12 protein-coding genes are annotated in these 16,147 nt (G+C 70.9%); 5 read left to right on the plus strand and 7 right to left on the minus strand.

All coding sequences use genetic code 11. The features are described 5' to 3' along the window. Window positions 1–23: 23 nt before the first annotated feature. Genes tcuA through BO39_RS05700 form a run of 3 tightly spaced genes read left to right on the plus strand, consistent with a single transcriptional unit; the run spans window position 24 to window position 3,460 of the window. Window positions 24–1,421 carry an FAD-dependent tricarballylate dehydrogenase TcuA gene (gene tcuA / locus BO39_RS05690; RefSeq protein ID WP_043831012.1) on the plus strand — a complete coding sequence of 466 codons (1,398 nt, stop codon included), beginning with the start codon at window positions 24–26 and terminating at the stop codon, window positions 1,419–1,421. Beyond that, a complete protein-coding gene (gene tcuB, locus BO39_RS05695; RefSeq protein ID WP_043830814.1) occupies window positions 1,408–2,556 on the plus strand; it encodes a tricarballylate utilization 4Fe-4S protein TcuB in 1,149 nt (382 codons plus the stop codon). Before tcuA ends, tcuB begins: the two co-directional genes overlap by 14 nt. A gap of 28 nt (window positions 2,557–2,584) precedes the next feature. Further along, a complete protein-coding gene (locus tag BO39_RS05700; protein ID WP_245614984.1) occupies window positions 2,585–3,460 on the plus strand; it encodes a class II aldolase/adducin family protein in 876 nt (291 codons plus the stop codon). 13 nt (window positions 3,461–3,473) lie between these two features. Here the strand turns inward: BO39_RS05700 and BO39_RS29675 are convergent, their stop codons facing one another. Beyond that, the gene (locus tag BO39_RS29675) at window positions 3,474–3,947 is read right to left on the minus strand and encodes a hypothetical protein (protein ID WP_052401590.1); all 474 of its coding nucleotides are present in this window, start codon (window positions 3,945–3,947) and stop codon (window positions 3,474–3,476) included. 122 nt (window positions 3,948–4,069) lie between these two features. Beyond that, window positions 4,070–5,032, minus strand: a complete 963-nt coding sequence (locus tag BO39_RS05710) for a tripartite tricarboxylate transporter substrate binding protein (protein ID WP_043830817.1) — start codon at window positions 5,030–5,032, stop codon at window positions 4,070–4,072. A 104-nt stretch (window positions 5,033–5,136) separates the two neighbouring features. Here BO39_RS05710 and BO39_RS05715 point away from each other — a divergent pair, with 104 nt between their 5' ends. Beyond that, a complete protein-coding gene (locus BO39_RS05715) occupies window positions 5,137–6,102 on the plus strand; it encodes a Bug family tripartite tricarboxylate transporter substrate binding protein (protein ID WP_043830819.1) in 966 nt (321 codons plus the stop codon). A 67-nt stretch (window positions 6,103–6,169) separates the two neighbouring features. Here the strand turns inward: BO39_RS05715 and BO39_RS05720 are convergent, their stop codons facing one another. Then, window positions 6,170–9,277 carry an efflux RND transporter permease subunit gene (locus tag BO39_RS05720; RefSeq protein WP_043830821.1) on the minus strand — a complete coding sequence of 1,036 codons (3,108 nt, stop codon included), beginning with the start codon at window positions 9,275–9,277 and terminating at the stop codon, window positions 6,170–6,172. Beyond that, entirely contained in the window at window positions 9,274–10,464 is a 1,191-nt protein-coding gene (locus BO39_RS05725; RefSeq protein WP_052401592.1) for an efflux RND transporter periplasmic adaptor subunit, read from the minus strand. Before BO39_RS05725 ends, BO39_RS05720 begins: the two co-directional genes overlap by 4 nt. A 282-nt stretch (window positions 10,465–10,746) precedes the next feature. On the opposite strand from BO39_RS05725, the gene BO39_RS05730 reads away from it, so the two are divergent. Further along, entirely contained in the window at window positions 10,747–11,328 is a 582-nt protein-coding gene (locus tag BO39_RS05730; RefSeq protein WP_169742730.1) for an ABC transporter substrate-binding protein, read from the plus strand. Window positions 11,329–11,338: 10 nt separating this feature from the next. Here BO39_RS05730 and BO39_RS05735 read toward each other — a convergent pair whose 3' ends face one another. The 3 genes from BO39_RS05735 to dxs form a co-directional block, all read right to left on the minus strand. Then, window positions 11,339–12,133: an MlaA family lipoprotein gene (locus BO39_RS05735; RefSeq protein ID WP_052401596.1), complete on the minus strand. Its 795-nt coding sequence runs from the start codon at window positions 12,131–12,133 to the stop codon at window positions 11,339–11,341. A gap of 76 nt (window positions 12,134–12,209) precedes the next feature. Beyond that, complete coding sequence (hpnN, locus tag BO39_RS05740) at window positions 12,210–14,816, minus strand: hopanoid transporter HpnN (protein ID WP_043830824.1); 2,607 nt, start codon at window positions 14,814–14,816, stop codon at window positions 12,210–12,212. A 61-nt stretch (window positions 14,817–14,877) separates the two neighbouring features. Continuing rightward, window positions 14,878–16,147 (minus strand): 1-deoxy-D-xylulose-5-phosphate synthase (gene dxs / locus BO39_RS05745; RefSeq protein ID WP_043830826.1); only part of this gene is annotated, 1,270 nt, incomplete at its 5' end.

A 16,147-nucleotide genomic window follows, 5' to 3' on the forward strand; every position in this document is an offset into this window, starting at 1 on the left:
ACATTCTGGAGGACGGCCGGGAGATGCCGGATTTCTCGCGGATCTGGGACGTTTTGGTGATAGGTGGCGGCAACGCCGCCCTCTGCGCCGCGGTCACCGCGCGCCAGGCCGGCTGCTCCGTGCTGCTGATCGAGTCCGCGCCCAAGCCGATGCGCGGCGGCAACAGCCGCCACACGCGCAACATGCGGACCATGCATCCCGAGCCGACGAAGGTGCTCACCGAGGCCTATCTCGAGGACGAGTACTGGGACGACCTGCTGCGCGTCACGGGCGGCCAGACTGACGAGAACCTGGCGCGGATGACCATCCGCCTGACGCATGACGCGCTGCCCTTCATGGAGGCCTGCGGCGTGCGCTTCCAGCCCTCGCTCTCGGGCACGCTGAGCCTTTCCCGCACCAACGCCTTCTTCCTCGGCGGCGGCAAGGCGTTGGTGAACGCCTATTTCGCGACCGCCGAGCGGCTGGGGATCGACATCCTCTACGACACCGAGGCCGTGGACCTGAAGCTGGACGACGGCTTCGTGCGCGAGGTGGTGATCGACCACCGCGGCTTCCCCGAGACGGTGCGCGCGAAGGTCGTCATCGCCTCCTCCGGCGGGTTCCAGGCGAACCACGAGTGGCTGAAGGTGGGTTGGGGCGAGGCTGCGAAGAACATCCTCGTGCGCGGCACGCCCTACGCCCAGGGGGTGGTGCTGCGGAACCTGCTCGACCAGGGCGTGGCGCAGGTCGGCGATGCCAGCCAGTGCCACGCGGTGGCGATCGACGGCCGGGCGCCGCGCTTCGACGGCGGCATCGTCACGCGGCTGGACTGCGTGCCCTTCTCCGTCGTCGTGAACAAGCACGGCGAGCGCTTCTACGACGAGGGCGAGGATGTCTGGCCCAAGCGCTACGCCATCTGGGGACGGCTCGTCGCGCAGCAGCCAGACCAGGTGGGCTACTCGATCATCGACTCCAAGGCCGAGAAGCTGTTCATGCCGAGCGTCTTCCCCGCCATCAAGGCGGATACGGTGGGCGAGCTGGCGGTGAAGCTCGGGCTGGACCCGCAGGCCGTCGAGAAGACGGTTGCCGAGTTCAACGCGGCCTGCCGGCCCGGCGAGTTCAACTCCACCCGGCTGGACGGCTGCCGGACGGAGGGGCTGGACCCGCCGAAAACCCACTGGGCGCGGCCGATCACGGACCCGCCCTTCTTCGGCTATCCGCTGCGCTGCGGGATTACCTTCACCTATCTCGGCGTGAAGGTGGACGAGAACGCGCGCGTGCTCATGGACGACGGCCGCCCCAGCGCGAACCTGTTCGCCTCGGGCGAGATCATGGCTGGTTCCATCCTCGGCAAGGGCTATCTGGCCGGCTTTGGGATGGCGATCGGCACCGTCTTCGGACGGATCGCAGGCAGGGAGGCCGCGAGGAATGCGCGAAACTGAGGCCACCACCGAAGCCCGCCGCGCGATGGAGGTGTGCAACGCCTGCCGCTACTGCGAGGGCTTCTGCGCCGTCTTCCCGGCGATGACGATGCGGCGGGAGTTCTCCACCGGGGATCTCAGCTACATCGCCAATCTCTGCCACAACTGCCGCGGCTGCTACTACGCCTGTCAGTACGCGCCGCCGCACCCCTTCAACATCAACGTGCCGCAGGTGCTCGCCCAGGTGCGGGCGGAGACCTACGAGGAATATGCCTGGCCGGGGCCGCTGGCGGGTCTGTTCAAGCGCAACGGCACGGTGGTCTCGCTGGTGGCCGCGGGCGGCATCGCGCTGGTGCTGCTGCTGACCATGGCGCTGGTGGACCCGCGCGTCCTCTACCAGCCGCAGGTTGGGCCGGGCGCCTTCTACCGCGTCATTCCTTGGTGGCTGATGACGACGCTGGCGGGGGGAACCTTCATCTTCTCCATCGTCGCGCTCGTGATGGGCTTCCGCAACTTCTGGCGCGACACCGGCGGACGGGCCGATGAGTTGACGCGCGGCCGGCCACTCGCCGTCGCGCTGCACGACATCTTCACGCTGAAGAACCTCGGCGGCGGGGGAGGGGGCTGCAACGACCGGGACGAGGCCTTCTCGCAGTCCCGCCGGCGCTTCCACCACGCCATGTTCTACGGCTTCCTGCTCTGCTTCGCCTCCACCACCAGCGCCACCTTCTACGACCACTTCCTCGGGCACGTGGCGCCCTATCCCTTCCTCAGCCTGCCGGTGCAGCTCGGCTTCTGGGGCGGCATCGGCATGGTGGTCGGCACCGCTGGCCTGATCTGGGTGAAGATCGTGTCCGATCCGGCACCGGCGGCGCGGAACCTGCTGGGCGCGGACTACGCGCTGCTCGTGCTGCTCTTCCTCTCGGCCGCCACCGGGCTGCTGCTGTTGGGGCTGCGGGAGACGGGGGCCATGGGGGTGCTGCTGGCCGTCCACCTCGGCGTCATCCTCGCCCTCTTCCTCGTCATCCCCTACTCGAAGATGGTGCACGGGGTTTACCGCTCGGCGGCGCTGCTGCGCCACGCGCTGGAACGGCACCCGACGCCACCCCCGGCAGGGACTGGTCCCACCGACCGGGCACTCGGCTCGGCGGCCTGAGCGGCCATCGCGGCTTCGGGAACTCCCCGTGGCCGCGAAAGCCCTGGCGGGACCGGGCGTGCGGGCGGATCATGCCGGCCACCGACGACAAGAACCGGGAGAGGACGCCATGCTCGAGCACGCGAAGAAGACGCTGCGGATAACCCCGATGAGGGAGCGCGTCTCGCCCGCCGAGTGGCAGGCGCGGATCGATTGCGCCGCCTGCTACCGCCTCGTCGCCCATTACGGGATGGCGGACATGATGGCGAACCACATCTCCGTCCGCGTGCCGGGGGAGGACAATGCCTTCCTCATCAACCCCTACGGCATGATGTACGAGGAGATGACGGCCTCCTCCCTCATCAAGGTCGATATCGACGGCACGATCCTCGACAAGCCGGACTACGGGGATTTCGACTTCGGCATCAACCGCGCGGGCTACGTCATCCACTCCGCCATCCACCGCGCCCGGCACGACCTGGACTGCGTGATCCACACGCATACCTGGCCGGGAATGGCGGTTTCGTCGCTCGAATGCGGGCTGCTGCCGATGACGCAGACGGCGATGCGCTTCACGAAGATCAGCTATCACGAGTACCAGGGCGTGGTGCTGGACCTGACGGAGCAGGAGGCGCTGGTCGCCAATCTCGGCGAGAACAACGCCATGATCCTGCGGAACCACGGGCTGCTGACCGTCGGCCGCACGGTGGGGGAGGCCTTCAACGCCCTGCACCGGCTGGAACTCTCCTGCCGTGCGCAGATCGCCGCCATGTCCTGCAACACGCCGCTGCACCCCGTGCCGAAGGCGGTGCTGGACGCCACCTACCAGAACTACCAGCCGAACGTCCGCAGGCCCTACGGCCTCATGGAATGGCCGGGACTGCTGCGGATGCTCGACCGGCTCGACCCGAGCTACGCGGAGTAGCGCGAGCCGCGGCTCAGGCGGCGATCGAGAGGTTGGGGGCCTCGGCCGGGCGCGCGGCCGCGCTCGGCTCCAACTCCAGCACGTCGATGCCGTTCCCAGTGCCGGGATCGAAGCGGGCAGCGACCTCCACCCCGCGCCGGGCGTCGAGGCCGACCGCCATGACCGCCAACGCGTACTCGCGCCCCGACCCGATGGCGGTGAAGCCGTCCTCCACCGCCCATTTTCCGTCGCGCCCGTGCAGCCAGCAGCGGCCGTCCGGCAGCACCTCGATCGCCGTGCACCAACGGTCGGAGGCCTGGCCGTCCGGGCGGCCGGTCAGGCCCTCGAGCCAGTCCAGCACGGCGCAGGCCACGTACCAGTCGCCGGTCGCGCCCAGCAGGCGGCCATCCGGTGTTCGGCGGATCTTTGTCGAGGAATAAGTGGTGGTGCCGACGCTGACCCGCCGGTCGCCGACGAGCGCCTTGCCGTCCCACGCGATGGTCGTCATGCGGATGACCCCCGAATGTGTTCTTCATCACATTTAAGTGATGATTCACTAGTCGGGCAAGCTGAACCGCGCGACAGCGCGGCGCTGATGCGAATTCGCAACAAGAGGTCGGTGAAGCGCCGCTAGTTCACGCTGGCACCGGAAAGCCGCACGACGGTGGCCCAGCGGGCAATCTCCTTGTCCAGAAAGGCGCCGAACTCCTCGGGCGTGCTGCCCACGGGGTCCGCACCCTGCTCGATCATCTGGCGCTCGATGTCCGGGCGGCGGACGGCGGCTGCGGCATCGGCGGAGACGCGCTCCACCACCTCCCGCGGAGTGCCGGCAGGCCCCAGGATCCCGAACCAGGAGGAGGCGTCGAACCCCTCGAAGCCGAGTTCCGCCATGGTCGGCACCTCCGGGGAGGAGCGGGAGCGAGCGAGGGTGGAGACCGCGAGCGCGCGGAGCTTGCCGGCCCGGATCTGCTCGATGACCGAGGGGATGGTCGCGAACATGAAGTCGATCCGCCGTGTCAGCAGGTCATTCAGCGCGACCGCGCCGCGATAGGGCACGTGCGTGGTCTGCACCCCCGCCATCCCGTCCATCATCGCGCTGGCGAGGTGCGAGGAGGTGCCGACGCCGGTCGAACCGTAGGAGAGGCCGCCCGGCCGCTGCTTCGCCAGCGCCACCAGCTCGGCCACGCTGCGGGCCGGCGAGTCCGGCGCGACCACGAGGATGTTCGGCACCGAGGCCAGAAGGCTGACCGGCGCCAGGTCCCGCCGCGTGTCGTAGGGCATCGTCCGATAGAGCGACTGGTTGACCGCCAGTGGCCCGACCGAGGCGACGAGCAGCGTGTAGCCATCGGGCGCCGAGCGGGCGACGTATTCCGTGCCGATATTGCCCCCGGCGCCCGCGCGGTTCTCGATCACCACCGGCTGGCCCCAGCGCTCCGAGAGAAGGTTGCCGACGAGGCGGGCGATGATGTCCGTCGTGCCGCCGGCGGTGAAGGACACGACGATCCGCACCGGCCGGTCGGGCCAAGCCGCGAGGGCGGGGCCGGCGAGGGTCAGGGCAGGGGCAGCGAGCAGCAGGGCGCGGCGCGTCGTCATGTTTCCTCCGCATCGGCCATCTTCGGCGGCCGTCTTCCGTGATCGTCGCAAGGGCGTAGGCTGGGACGCAAGCGCGGCCTTGGCGGCCGATCGGAGGAGATGACATGAACACGACACGGCGCGGATTGCTGGCCGCCTCGGGCGCAGCGCTGGCCATGCCGGCGCTGGCTGCCTGGCCGGAGCGGACTGTGAGCCTCGTGGTCCCCTACACCGCCGGCGGCTCGACCGACGTGGTGGCGCGGCTGCTGGCGCCCCGGCTGCAGGCGATCCTTGGCCAGTCCTTCGTGGTGGACAACCGCACGGGGGCGGGCGGCTCGATCGGCACCGCGACGGTGGCGCGCGGGCCGGCGGACGGCACCGTCTTCCTCGTCTCCTCCGCCAGCAACCACGTGATGTACCCGATCGTGGCACCCGGCAGCATGCCGGACCCGCGGGGAGCCTTCGCCGGGGTCTCCCAACTGGCCGATATCCCGCTGGCGCTGACCGTCGCGAACCGGTTGGGTGTTTCCGACATGGCGGGGCTGCTGGCGCTGCTGAAGCGCGAGCCCGGTAGGCACTCCTTCGCCTCCTCCGGCGTCGGCGGCTCGCAGCACCTGGCGGGGGAGCTCTTCGCGATGCGGGCAGGGGTGGACATCGTCCATGTCCCCTATCGGGGCGGCGGGCCGGCGCTGAACGACCTCGTGGCCGGGCAGGTCTCGCTCGCCTTCCTCAACCTGCCGACCGCCCTGCCGCAGGCCGAGGCCGGAAAGGTGAAGATCCTGGCGGTGGCCGGGGAGAAGCGCTCGGCGCTGAAGCCCGACATCCCCACGGTGACGGAACTCGGCGTGCAGGGCTTCGCGGTGCGGTCCTGGACCGCCCTCTTCGCCCCGCGCGCGACGCCGCCCGAGATCGTGACGCGGCTCAGCGGGGCGGTTCGGCAGGCGCTAGAGGAACCGGGCATGAAGGCCCGCTTCGCGGAGCTTGGGGCGGAGGCCGAGGTTTCCACCCCCGCCGAGCTGGACAGCTTCGTGCGCGACGAGTTCGTGTTGTGGGAACCGGTGATCCGCGCCGCGAAGGTCACGGCGCAGTAGCGGGGCACAACGAAAAGGGCCGCCCGGGTTCCCCCGGGCGGCCCTTCTCACGTCCTTCGGCCAGTGGCTATTCCGCCGGGGCAGGATGGGCGGCGGGCGGCACGGCGCGCGAGCCGCGACGGAGCCGCCCGACCGCGCTGCCGAGCGCATCGAAGCCGAGATAAAGCACGGGCGTCACGAAGAGCGTCAGCGCCTGGCTGACCGCCAGGCCGCCCACGACGGCGAGGCCGAGCGGCTGGCGCAGCTCGGCCGCGGCGCCCCAGCCGGCGGCGATCGGCACCGCGCCGGCGGCGGCGGCGAGCGTCGTCATGATGATCGGACGGAAGCGGAGAAGGCAGGCCTCCCGCACCGCCGTCAGCGCGTCCACGCCCTCCCGCTGCCGGCTGAGCGCCACGTCCACGATCATGATGGCGTTCTTCTTCACCAGCCCGATCAGCAGCAGCACACCGATCACGCCGATGACCGAGAGATCCATCCCGAAGAGCCAGAGCGTGGCCAGCGCACCCAGCGCCGCCGCGGGCAGGCCGGAGAGAATGGTCAGCGGGTGGATGAGGCTCTCGTAAAGGACGCCGAGCACGACATACATCACCAGCACGGCGGCCAGGATCAACGCGCCCTGGCCGGCCAGTGCCTGCTGGAAGACCTGCGCCGTGCCGGAGAAGGCCCCGATGACGCCGAGCGGCGGCTGCATCTCGGCCTGGGTCGCCATGATGGCTTCCGTCGCCGCGCCGAGGGAGACGCCAGGCGCGAGGTTGAAGCCGATGGTCACCGCCGGCAGCTGGCCCTGGTGCCCGACCGTCAGCGGCCCGGTGCCGCGCTGCACCGTCGCCAGCGCGCTCAGCGGCACGAGGCGGCCCGTGTTGGAGCGAAGATAGAGCTTCTGCAGCCCGTTCTCGTCCCGCTGGTCCTCCGGCAGGGCCTCCACGATGACTGGGTAGGCATTTGCCTGGGCGTAGATGGTCGAGATCTGCCGCGCGCCAAAGGCGGAGTAGAGGGCCTGGCGCACCTGGTCCACCGTCACGCCGAGGGCCGCCGCCCGATCGCGGTCCACCTGCACCGAGACCACGGGGGCGTCGAGCTGGAGGTCGGTGTTCACGTCCTGCAGCAGCGGGTTGCTCCGCAGCCGGGCCGCGAGGCGCTGGGAGAAGTCGTAGAGCGGCCCGGATTCGAGCCCTTGCAGCGTGTAGATATAGAGGGTGCGCGATTGGCGGGCGCCGAAGTTGAGGTTCTGGATCGGCTGGAGGAAGACCTGCATGCCCGGCACGCTGGAGGTTTCGCGGCGGAGCTGCTGGATGACCTCCTGGACCGGCGGGCGCTGGTTCCGCGGCTTCAGCTCGATGAACATGCGCCCCTGGTTGATCGAGAGGCTCTGCCCGACCGCGCCCACGTTGGAGGCGACCGTCTCGACATAGGGGTTCGCCTTGATGATCCGGGCGACCTCCCCCTGCAGTTCCACCATTGCCTCGTAGGAGGCGTCGCGCGGGCCCTCGGTCGCGCCGTTGGCGAGGCCGGTGTCCTCGATCGGGAAAAAGCCCTTGGGCATGGCGACGGCCAGCCAGCCGGCCGCGACGAGGGAGGCGAAGAACACCGCCCAGACCACCAGCCGGAACCGCAGCGCGAGGCCGAGGCCCCAGGCATAGGCCCGCTCCACCGCCTTGAAGCCGCGCTCGAGGAAGGCGTCCACCCGGCCCGGCGGCGAATGGGCCGGCAGCCAGGAGGCCATAAGCGGGGTGAGGGTGAGGGAGACGAAGCAGGACACCGCGACTGCCAGCGAGACGGTGGCGGCGAAGGCGTTGAACACGCGCCCCACCACGCCGCCCATGAGCAGGATCGGCAGGAAGACGGCGGTGAGGGAGAGGGTGATCGAGATGATCGTGAAGCCGATCTCCCGCGAGCCCTTCAGCGCCGCCTCGAAGGGGTTCATCCCCTCCTCCACGTGCCGGACAATCGATTCCAGCATGACGATGGCGTCGTCCACGACGAGGCCCACCGCCAGTGTCAGGGCCAGCAGGGTCACGTTGTCGATGCCGTAGCCCAGCAGGTACATCAGCCCGAAGGTGCCGCAGAGCGAGATCGGCACGGCGACCATCGGGATCAGCGTCGCCAGCAGCCGCCGCAGGAAGAGCCAGACCACCAGCACGACGAGGCCGATGGCGATCAGCAGGCTTTCCTGCACGTCGTGCACGGCGGCCCGGATGGAGGCGGAGCGGTCGAGTGCCACGTCGAGCTGCGAGCCCGGCGGCAGGGCCGCGCGGAGTGCCGGGAGGGCGGCGATGACGCCGTCCACCACCTCCACCGTGTTCGCGTCGGGCTGGCGCTGCACGGCGAGCGTCAGGCCGCGCACCCCGTTGCGGTAGGAGGCGACACGGTCGTTCTGCACGCCGTCCACCACATCCGCCACCTCCGAGAGGCGCACCTGGGCGCCGGACCGGCCGGCGATGACGAGATTGCCGAACGCCTCGGCATCCGGCGGCTGATCGTTCGCGCGCAGCACCAACTGCTGCCGCTGGCCGCTGAGCGTGCCGACCGGCGTGTTCGAATTGGCCGTCGCGACCGCGCTGCTCACCTGGTCCAGCGTGAGCCCCATGGCGGCCAGCCGGTCCGCCCGCATCCGTACCCGGACGGAGAAGAGCTGCTCGCCATAGGTCACCACCTGCGCGACGCCCGGCACGCGGGAGAGGGCGGGGGAGACGAGGGTCGAGGCAATGTCGTTCAGTTGGTAGAGCGGCACGTCGCCGCCCGAGAGCGTCAGCAGCACCACCGGTGCGTCGGCCGGGTTCGCCTTCCGGTAGGAGGGCGGCTGCGTCATCTCGATCGGCAGGCGCCGCTGGGCGCGGGTCAGCGCCGCCTGCACGTCCTGCGCGGCCGCGTCGATGTTCCGGTTGAGCACGAATTGCAGCGTGATCTGCGTCGTGCCCTGGCCGGAGGTGGACGAGATCTGGTCGATGCCGGTGATGGTGGAGAACTCACGCTCCATCGGCAGGGCGACGGAGGTGGCCATGGTGTCCGGGCTCGCGCCGGGAAGCTGGGCGCTGACCGTGATGACCGGGAAGTCCACCCGCGGCACGGCGGCCACTGGCATGGACAGGTAGCCCATGATGCCCGCGAGCACGATGGCCACCGAGAGGAGCCCGGTCATGACCGGGCGGCGGATGAAGACGGCGGAAAGGTTCATCGAGCGGCTGCCTGCGCCTGGGGCGCCGCATCCGGTGCCTGACCGCCCTGGGCTTGGGGCCGCCCGCCGCCGGGCGCCTGCCCGGGGGTGCGGACCGCAACGCGGGCACCGTCGCGCAGGCGCTCGATGCCCTCGGTGACCACGCGCTCGCCATCGGCGACGCCGCCCTCGATGACGGCGCGGCCGGAGGCGTAGCGTAGCACCTTCACTTGGACGCGCCGGGCGGTGTTCTCTGGCGTCACGGCGTAGAGGAAGTTGCCGCCCTGGCCCACGCGCACCGCGGCGACGGGGACGGAGGTGGCCTGGGCATCGGTGCGCGGGACCATCACCACTTCCAGGTACTGGCCGGGCCAGAGCCGCGAGGCCTCGTTCGGGAAACGCGCCTTGAGCTGGATCGTGCCGGTGGTGGTGTCCACGGCGCTGTCGACGAAGACCAGCTCCCCCTGGGCCGGGCGGGCGGCCTCCCCCGGGGGCTGGGCCCGCACGCGGGGCGTTTCGTTCCGGCCCTGGGCGGCGCGCAACTCGGCCAGCCAGCGCTCGGGCACGGAGAAGGCGACGAGGATCGGGTCGGTCTGGGTGATGGTGGCCAGCACCGCGCCCTCCGAGGCGCGGACGAAGTTGCCGGCCTTGTAGGGCAGGTTGCCCAGTCGGCCAGGGGCCTCGGCCCGGATGGTCGCGAACTCGATGGCCAGCCGCGTCTGCGCCACGATCGCCTCGCCGGCCTTCACGGTGGCGGCCAGGGCGGTCGCATCCGCGCTCGCCTGCTCGGCCCGCTGGGCGGAGGCATAGGCGTCGGAGCGGAGGGAGGCGTAGCGGCGGGCGTCGGACTGGGCGCGCTCAAGCTGGGCGCGATCGCGGGCGAGGTTCGCCTCCTGCTGGGCGAGCTGGGCCTGGGCGGTGCGGGAGTCGAGGGTGAAGAGCAGGTCCCCGGCCTTCACCAACTGCCCCTCCTCGACATGCAGCCGCTCGATTTGCCCATCCACCCGGGAGCGCACGGAGATCACCGAGATCGGCTGGGCTGTCCCGTTCGCCGTTACCTCCACCGGCACCGCGCCGACGGTGGCCGGCGCGACGGCGACCGAGACCGGCGGCCCGCCCTCCTGGCCAGGAGGCGTGGCCGGGGCCTGTGCCAGCGCGGGGCTCGCCGCACCGAGAGCAAGGCAGAAAGCAGCGAGGACTGCGCGCATGCGTTGGTTCCGGGCTGTGATTCCGCTCACTCTCGCTTGCGGACCGCTGGTTCGAAAAGGACGATGTTAAGTGTTCTGTCGATCCTGAGACAATTTGTTGCGTCTCGGATATCTATTTAGGCGTAAGAACCGTCGAAGTCGCGGCAACCGGGCGTCCCGTGAACGCCTATATGGTGTCAGCCAGGGATCCGGAAGCATTCTCTAATGAGATTAAGGTTAGGTATTCGTGATGCGCTTCACGGCGTGTGCAGCCCTGGCCCCAGCCGCGCCTCCCGCAGGGCATTGCTGACGGCAGCCCTCCTCCTCCCTGCCGCCCCGGTACGGGCCCAGGCAGGCGCCTCGGGGGTGGTGGAGACGCTGCACGCGGCCCTGATCGGGGTGATGCGCGATGCCCGGCGCCTGGGCGTCCGCGGGCGGCTGGACCGCCTCCGACCGGTCATGCAGTCGGCCTTCGACCTTCCAGCGATGACGCGGATCGCGGTCGGGCCCGCTTGGTCCGGCATCGCGCCAGACCAGCAGGCGGCGCTCGTGGCCGCCTTCTCCGACTGGACGATCGCGACCTATGCGAACCGCTTCGACGGCTATTCGGGCGAAAGCTTCGCCACCACGGGCGAGTCGACCCTCGCGAACGGGGATCACCTCGTGCGCACCGTGCTGAACCGGGTGAACAACGCGCCCGTGCAGCTCAACTACCTCCTGCGGCAGGGGCAGGGGGCGTGGCGGATCGTGGATATCTATCTCACCGGCACGATCAGCGAACTCGCCTCCCGCCGGGCCGAGTTCGCCACTCTCCTGCGCGAGGGTGGGGCGGAGCGGCTGACGGCAGAGCTGCGGCGCCGGGCGGCGGACCTGCTGCGGGCCTGAGCCGGCGTCTTCAGCGGGCCGCGGGCACCGGGGTGGGCGCTGCGCCCGGGTCCTGCAGCACGTCCAGCCGGTCGCCCGTGTCGTCGGTGCGGCCGAGCTCGGCGTTGCGGCGCTGCTGCCAGACGCTGCGGAGGCGGGCGTAGAAGTCGAGCGATTCGCCCCGGAGCGCGTCCAGGCTCTCGATGTTCTGCTCCCGCAGGTCGACGCCGCTGACCCCCGCCCGGGCCGCGTTGCCGCCGAAGGGCAGCAGCCAGCTGATCGGGTTCAGGAAGCCGTCGCCGACCATGCCGACGGTGTCGCGCACGTTCGACGGTCCGGCGATCGGCAGCATGAGGTAGGGCCCGTCCTCCAGCCCCCAGGCGTTCAGGGTCTGGCCGAAATCGCCGGTACGACGGGCAATGCCGAAGTCGGTCGCGACGTCGTAGAGGCCGGCGACGCCCACCGTGGAGTTGAAGAAGAAGCGCATCGTCGTGTGTCCCGCGTCCAGGAAGCGGCCCTGGAGCACGTTGTTCGCGAAGATCCGCGGCTCCTGCATGTTATCGAGGACGTTGCGGATGCGGGTGCGGGCATAGGCCGGCACCGCCGCGCGGTAACCCTGCGCCACCGGGCGGATCACCGCGTCGTCCACCGCCATGTTCACGTCCAGCACCTGCCGGTTGGTCGGCTCCAGCGGGTCGCCGGGGGTTGCCGCCATCTCCGCGTCTCCCCCCCGGGTGGCACAGGCTCCCAGCGAGGCGGCGAGGGCAAGGGAGAGAAGGATTCGCGGGATCATGGCGGAAGCATAGGGGAGCAGGCGGGCGAGCATAGTCGTACCTTATGCAAGAGCCTGTGATGGTGGTTCTGCGGTGTTCTGATCCGGCGATGAGCGATGCCGACCCGCGCTAGCCCCGCGCTGCGAGTTCCGCCGGCGGCTGGGCCAGGAGGGCTGGCCGGATGAGCAGCGTGACGAGGAGTTCCCAGCCGAGCGAGATCATCAGCAGCCGCCCCATGCTGGCCGTGCCGGGATGGCTGGACAGCCACAGGGCGCCGAAGGCGGTCGCGGTGGTCAGGGCGCTGAAGACAACGGCGCGGGTGAGGCTGGACTGGAGAAGATCCGTCTCCCCGCTGCGCCAGGCCATGACGAAGTAGATGTTGAAGGCGACCCCGATGCCGAAGAGCAGCGGCAGGGCGATGATATTGGCGAAGTTCAGCGGCAGGTCGAGCGCGGTGCAGGTGGCGAGCGTCAGCAGCCCGCTCAGCAGCACGGGCGCCATCGTCAGCGCCACGTCCCGCACGCGGCGGAGGACGAGGGCGAGAAGGGCGGTGACGGCGACGAAGGACAGCACGCCCGCCTGGATGAAGGCGGTGACGATGCTGCCGCCGGCGCCGCGGATGGAGATCGGTGTCCCCGTGGCATCCGGGGCGACCGCCTGCACGGCCTCGGCGAAGCGGTGGAGGTTGTCGTCGTCGTTCACGTCGCCGCGCGGATAGGCCTGGACACGGGCGCGGCCGTCCGCGGTGATCCAGTCCGCGACGAGGTCGGGCGGCAGGCTCTCCCGCGTGATGGGGCCGGCGGTGAGCAGGGCGCGGGTCTGGCCGAGAAGGGTCTTCAGCGGCTCGGCCAGCATCGCCTGCGCGGCCTGGCGGTTCGCGGGGGGCGCGGCGCGGAGGCGGTCCATGGCCTCGGCGAGGCGACGGGCAGCCGCGGAGGCGGGGTCCTGCGCCTGCCCCGCGGCGGTGCGAAGGGCGGCAGCGGTGGTGGACAGGCCGCGCAGGAGGTCCTCGTCGGAGGGCGGGGCCAGGGGCTCCACCGCCTCCAGCGAGGGGCCGAGGAGCATGGCGGCGTCCTCGATATAGGCGAGCTTCTCCTCCTGCTGCCCGGGAATGAAGCTGCCCAGGGTGATAGTGTGGGACACCTGCGGCAGGGCCTCCAGCCGCCGGGCCAGGGCCTCGGTGGCCTCGGGTGATGGGGCGAGGGCGTTGATCGCGTTGGGCGTGCGGTCCGGGTCCACCATCAGGTCGGCCAGGGTGGACATCGATTCCACATGCGGGCTGCGCAGGTGCAGCGGGTTGAAGTCGAAGCGCAGGAACGGAACGAGGGCGAGCGAGACCGCCGCCGCGCCCGCCGCCAAGGCCAGCACGGGGCGGCGCTGCCGGTGCAGCAGGTGCTCCATCGGGGCGAGGGCGTGGTAGCCGACCTCCGCCATGCCGCCGGACGGGTGGGTCAGGGTCAGCATCGCGGGGAGGAGGCTGATGCTGAGGAGGAAGGCGACGGCCATGCCGATGCCCGCGATGGCCCCGAGTTCGGCAACGCCGATATAGCTGGTGGGCAGGAAGGCGAAGAGGCCCGCGGCGATGGCCGCCGCCGCCAGGGCCAGGCCGCCCCCGACCCCGCGCCCGGCCGCCGCCAGGGCTTCCGCCAGCGCCTTGCCGTGCTGGCGCTCCGCGAGGACGCGGACGGCGAACTGGATGTTGAAGTCGATTCCCAGCCCGACGAAGAGGGGGATGAAGGCGACGGAGATGAGGTTGAAGCGCCCTGTCGCGGCCAGCCCAAGCCCGGTCGTGACCACCAGGCCGAGGATGGTGGTGACGAGGATGGCCACGACCACGCGCGCGGAGCGGACGGCCAGCCAGAGAATGCCCACGAGGGCGAGCACCATGGCCCCCGAGACGAAGCCCGCATTCTCCGAGATCGTGGCGAATTCCTCATCCGCCAGCGGCACGGGGCCGGTAAGGCGAAGGGTGACGCCGTGGGCAGGGTCGAGGCCGAGCGAGAGGGCGGTGGCGCGCAGCGCGTCGGTGGCGGCGGCACCGGGTTGGAGCGCGCCGTAGTCCAGCACCGGCTGGACGAGGATGAAGCGCCGGGTCTCGCGCGGGCCGGGCGCGGTGCCGGAGATGAGGGCGCGCCAGGAGAAGAAGTGCGGTCGGCCGGCGGCGGCGTCCTCGATCGCGGCGGCGAGCGAGGGGAGGGCGCGCTGAAGGTCCGCGAGCTTCGCCTCGCCCCGCGCGACCCCTTCCAGCACGTTGTTGAGCACGGTGGTGACCCCGCGCAGGCTCGGGTCGGCGGCCAAGGGACCGAGGAAGGGCTGGGCGGTGACGAGTTGCTCGGTGGTGGCGCGCACGTCGTCCAGCGGCAGGAGGAGCAGGCCCTCGCGCTCGAAGAAGGGGCCGGAATCGGGGCGGCGGACGGTGCGGAACAGGTCCCGTCGCCCTTCGAGGGCCGCGGCGAGGCGCGCGGCGGCGGCATCGGCCAGCTCGGGCGTCGCGCCGTCGATCACAGCGAGGACAAGGTCGCGCTGCTGCGGGAAGGCAGCGGCATAGGCCAGTTCCCGCTGCCGCCAGGGCAGGTCGGTCGAGATCAGCTCCGCCGTGTCGGTGGTCATGGCGAAGTGGCGGCTGGTGTAGAACAGCGCACCCAGGGCAACCGCGAGCGAGAGGAGGAGCACCGCCCAGGGATGGCGCGCGCTGGCCGCGACGAAGCGGCCGATCAGCGAAGTCTCGGTCGGCAAGGGGGCGCCCTATGGGGTGTTGCGGCGCAACAAACCATGGGCCGCCCCGCTTGCGAAGGCCTCAAGCCCGGGCGTTGCGGATGGTGCCTTCCTGGCCGAGAGCGTCTCTCGCGGCCTGAGCGATTTGCGGGGCGTTGAGGCCGGCCAGGTCGTACTGCTTTTTGGGGGCGTCGTGGTCGATGTAGGTGTCGGGCAGGGTGAGCGGGCGGAAGCGCAGTCCGCCATCGAGGAGCCCGGCATGGGCGAGGTGGTGGGCGACGAGGGAGCCGAAGCCGCCCGTCGAGCCCTCCTCGACGGTGAGCAGGACGGCGTGGGTGCGGGCGAGGCGCTCGAGGAGCTCGGTGTCGAGCGGCTTGGCGAAGCGCGCGTCGGCCACCGTGCAGGAGAGGCCCTGGGCGGCGAGCTCGTCGGCGGCGCGAAGGGCCTCGGCCAGCCGTGTGCCGTAGGAGAGGATGGCGATGGTCGAGCCCTGGCGGAGCACGCGACCCTTGCCGATGGGCAGCACGGTGCCGCGGGCGGGGATCTCGAGCCCCGTGCCCTCGCCGCGCGGGTAGCGCAACGCGATCGGCCCGGCGTCATAGGCGGCGGCGGTGGCCACCATGTGGGTGAGCTCCACCTCGTCGGCGGCGGCCATGAGCGTCATGTTCGGGATGCAGCCGAGATAGGCGATGTCGTAGGCGCCGGCATGGGTGGCGCCGTCCGCGCCCACCAGCCCCGCCCGGTCCATGGCAAAGCGCACGGGCAGGTTCTGCAGCGCCACGTCGTGCACCACCTGGTCGTAGGCGCGCTGGAGGAAGGTCGAGTAGATGGCGACGAAGGGCCGCAGCCCCTCGCAGGCCATGCCGGCGGCAAAGGTCACCGCGTGCTGCTCGGCAATGCCCACGTCGAAGGCTCGGCGCGGAAAGCGGCGCTCGAAGGCGTCGAGCCCCGTGCCGCCGGGCATGGCGGCGGTGACGGCGACGATCCGCGGGTCCGCCTCGGCCTCGGCGATGAGGGCGTTGGCGAAGACCTTCGTGTAGGAGGGCGGCCCGGGCGGGGCCTTGGCCTGCTCGCCGGTGACCACGTTGAACTTGGCGACGCCGTGGTACTTGTCCGGGCTCGCCTCGGCGGGCTGGTAGCCCTTGCCCTTCTGGGTGACCACGTGGAGCAGGATGGGCCCGCTCTCCTCGGCGTCGCGCAGGTTGCGCAGCACGGGCAGCAGGTGGTCGAGGTCGTGCCCGTCCACGGGACCCACGTAGTAGAAGCCCATCTCCTCGAAGAGCGTGCCGCCTGTCAGCATGCCGCGGGCGTACTCGTCGGCGCGGCGGGCGGCCTCGGCGATCGGGCGCGGG

Source organism: Roseomonas aerilata DSM 19363 (assembly GCF_000711725.1).
Taxonomy (GTDB): Bacteria; Pseudomonadota; Alphaproteobacteria; order Acetobacterales; family Acetobacteraceae; genus Roseomonas; species Roseomonas aerilata.

What these genes read in the sequence shown, in the direction of transcription:
- tcuA (WP_043831012.1), top strand. Translation starts at nt 24, where the DNA reads ATGCCGGATTTCTCGCGGATCTGGGACGTTTTGGTGATAGGTGGCGGC.
- tcuB (WP_043830814.1), top strand. Translation starts at nt 1,408, where the DNA reads ATGCGCGAAACTGAGGCCACCACCGAAGCCCGCCGCGCGATGGAGGTG.
- BO39_RS29675 (WP_052401590.1), bottom strand. Translation starts at nt 3,947, where the DNA reads ATGACGACCATCGCGTGGGACGGCAAGGCGCTCGTCGGCGACCGGCGG.
- BO39_RS05710 (WP_043830817.1), bottom strand. Translation starts at nt 5,032, where the DNA reads ATGACGACGCGCCGCGCCCTGCTGCTCGCTGCCCCTGCCCTGACCCTC.
- BO39_RS05715 (WP_043830819.1), top strand. Translation starts at nt 5,137, where the DNA reads ATGAACACGACACGGCGCGGATTGCTGGCCGCCTCGGGCGCAGCGCTG.
- BO39_RS05720 (WP_043830821.1), bottom strand. Translation starts at nt 9,277, where the DNA reads ATGAACCTTTCCGCCGTCTTCATCCGCCGCCCGGTCATGACCGGGCTC.
- BO39_RS05725 (WP_052401592.1), bottom strand. Translation starts at nt 10,464, where the DNA reads ATGCGCGCAGTCCTCGCTGCTTTCTGCCTTGCTCTCGGTGCGGCGAGC.
- BO39_RS05735 (WP_052401596.1), bottom strand. Translation starts at nt 12,133, where the DNA reads ATGCTCGCCCGCCTGCTCCCCTATGCTTCCGCCATGATCCCGCGAATC.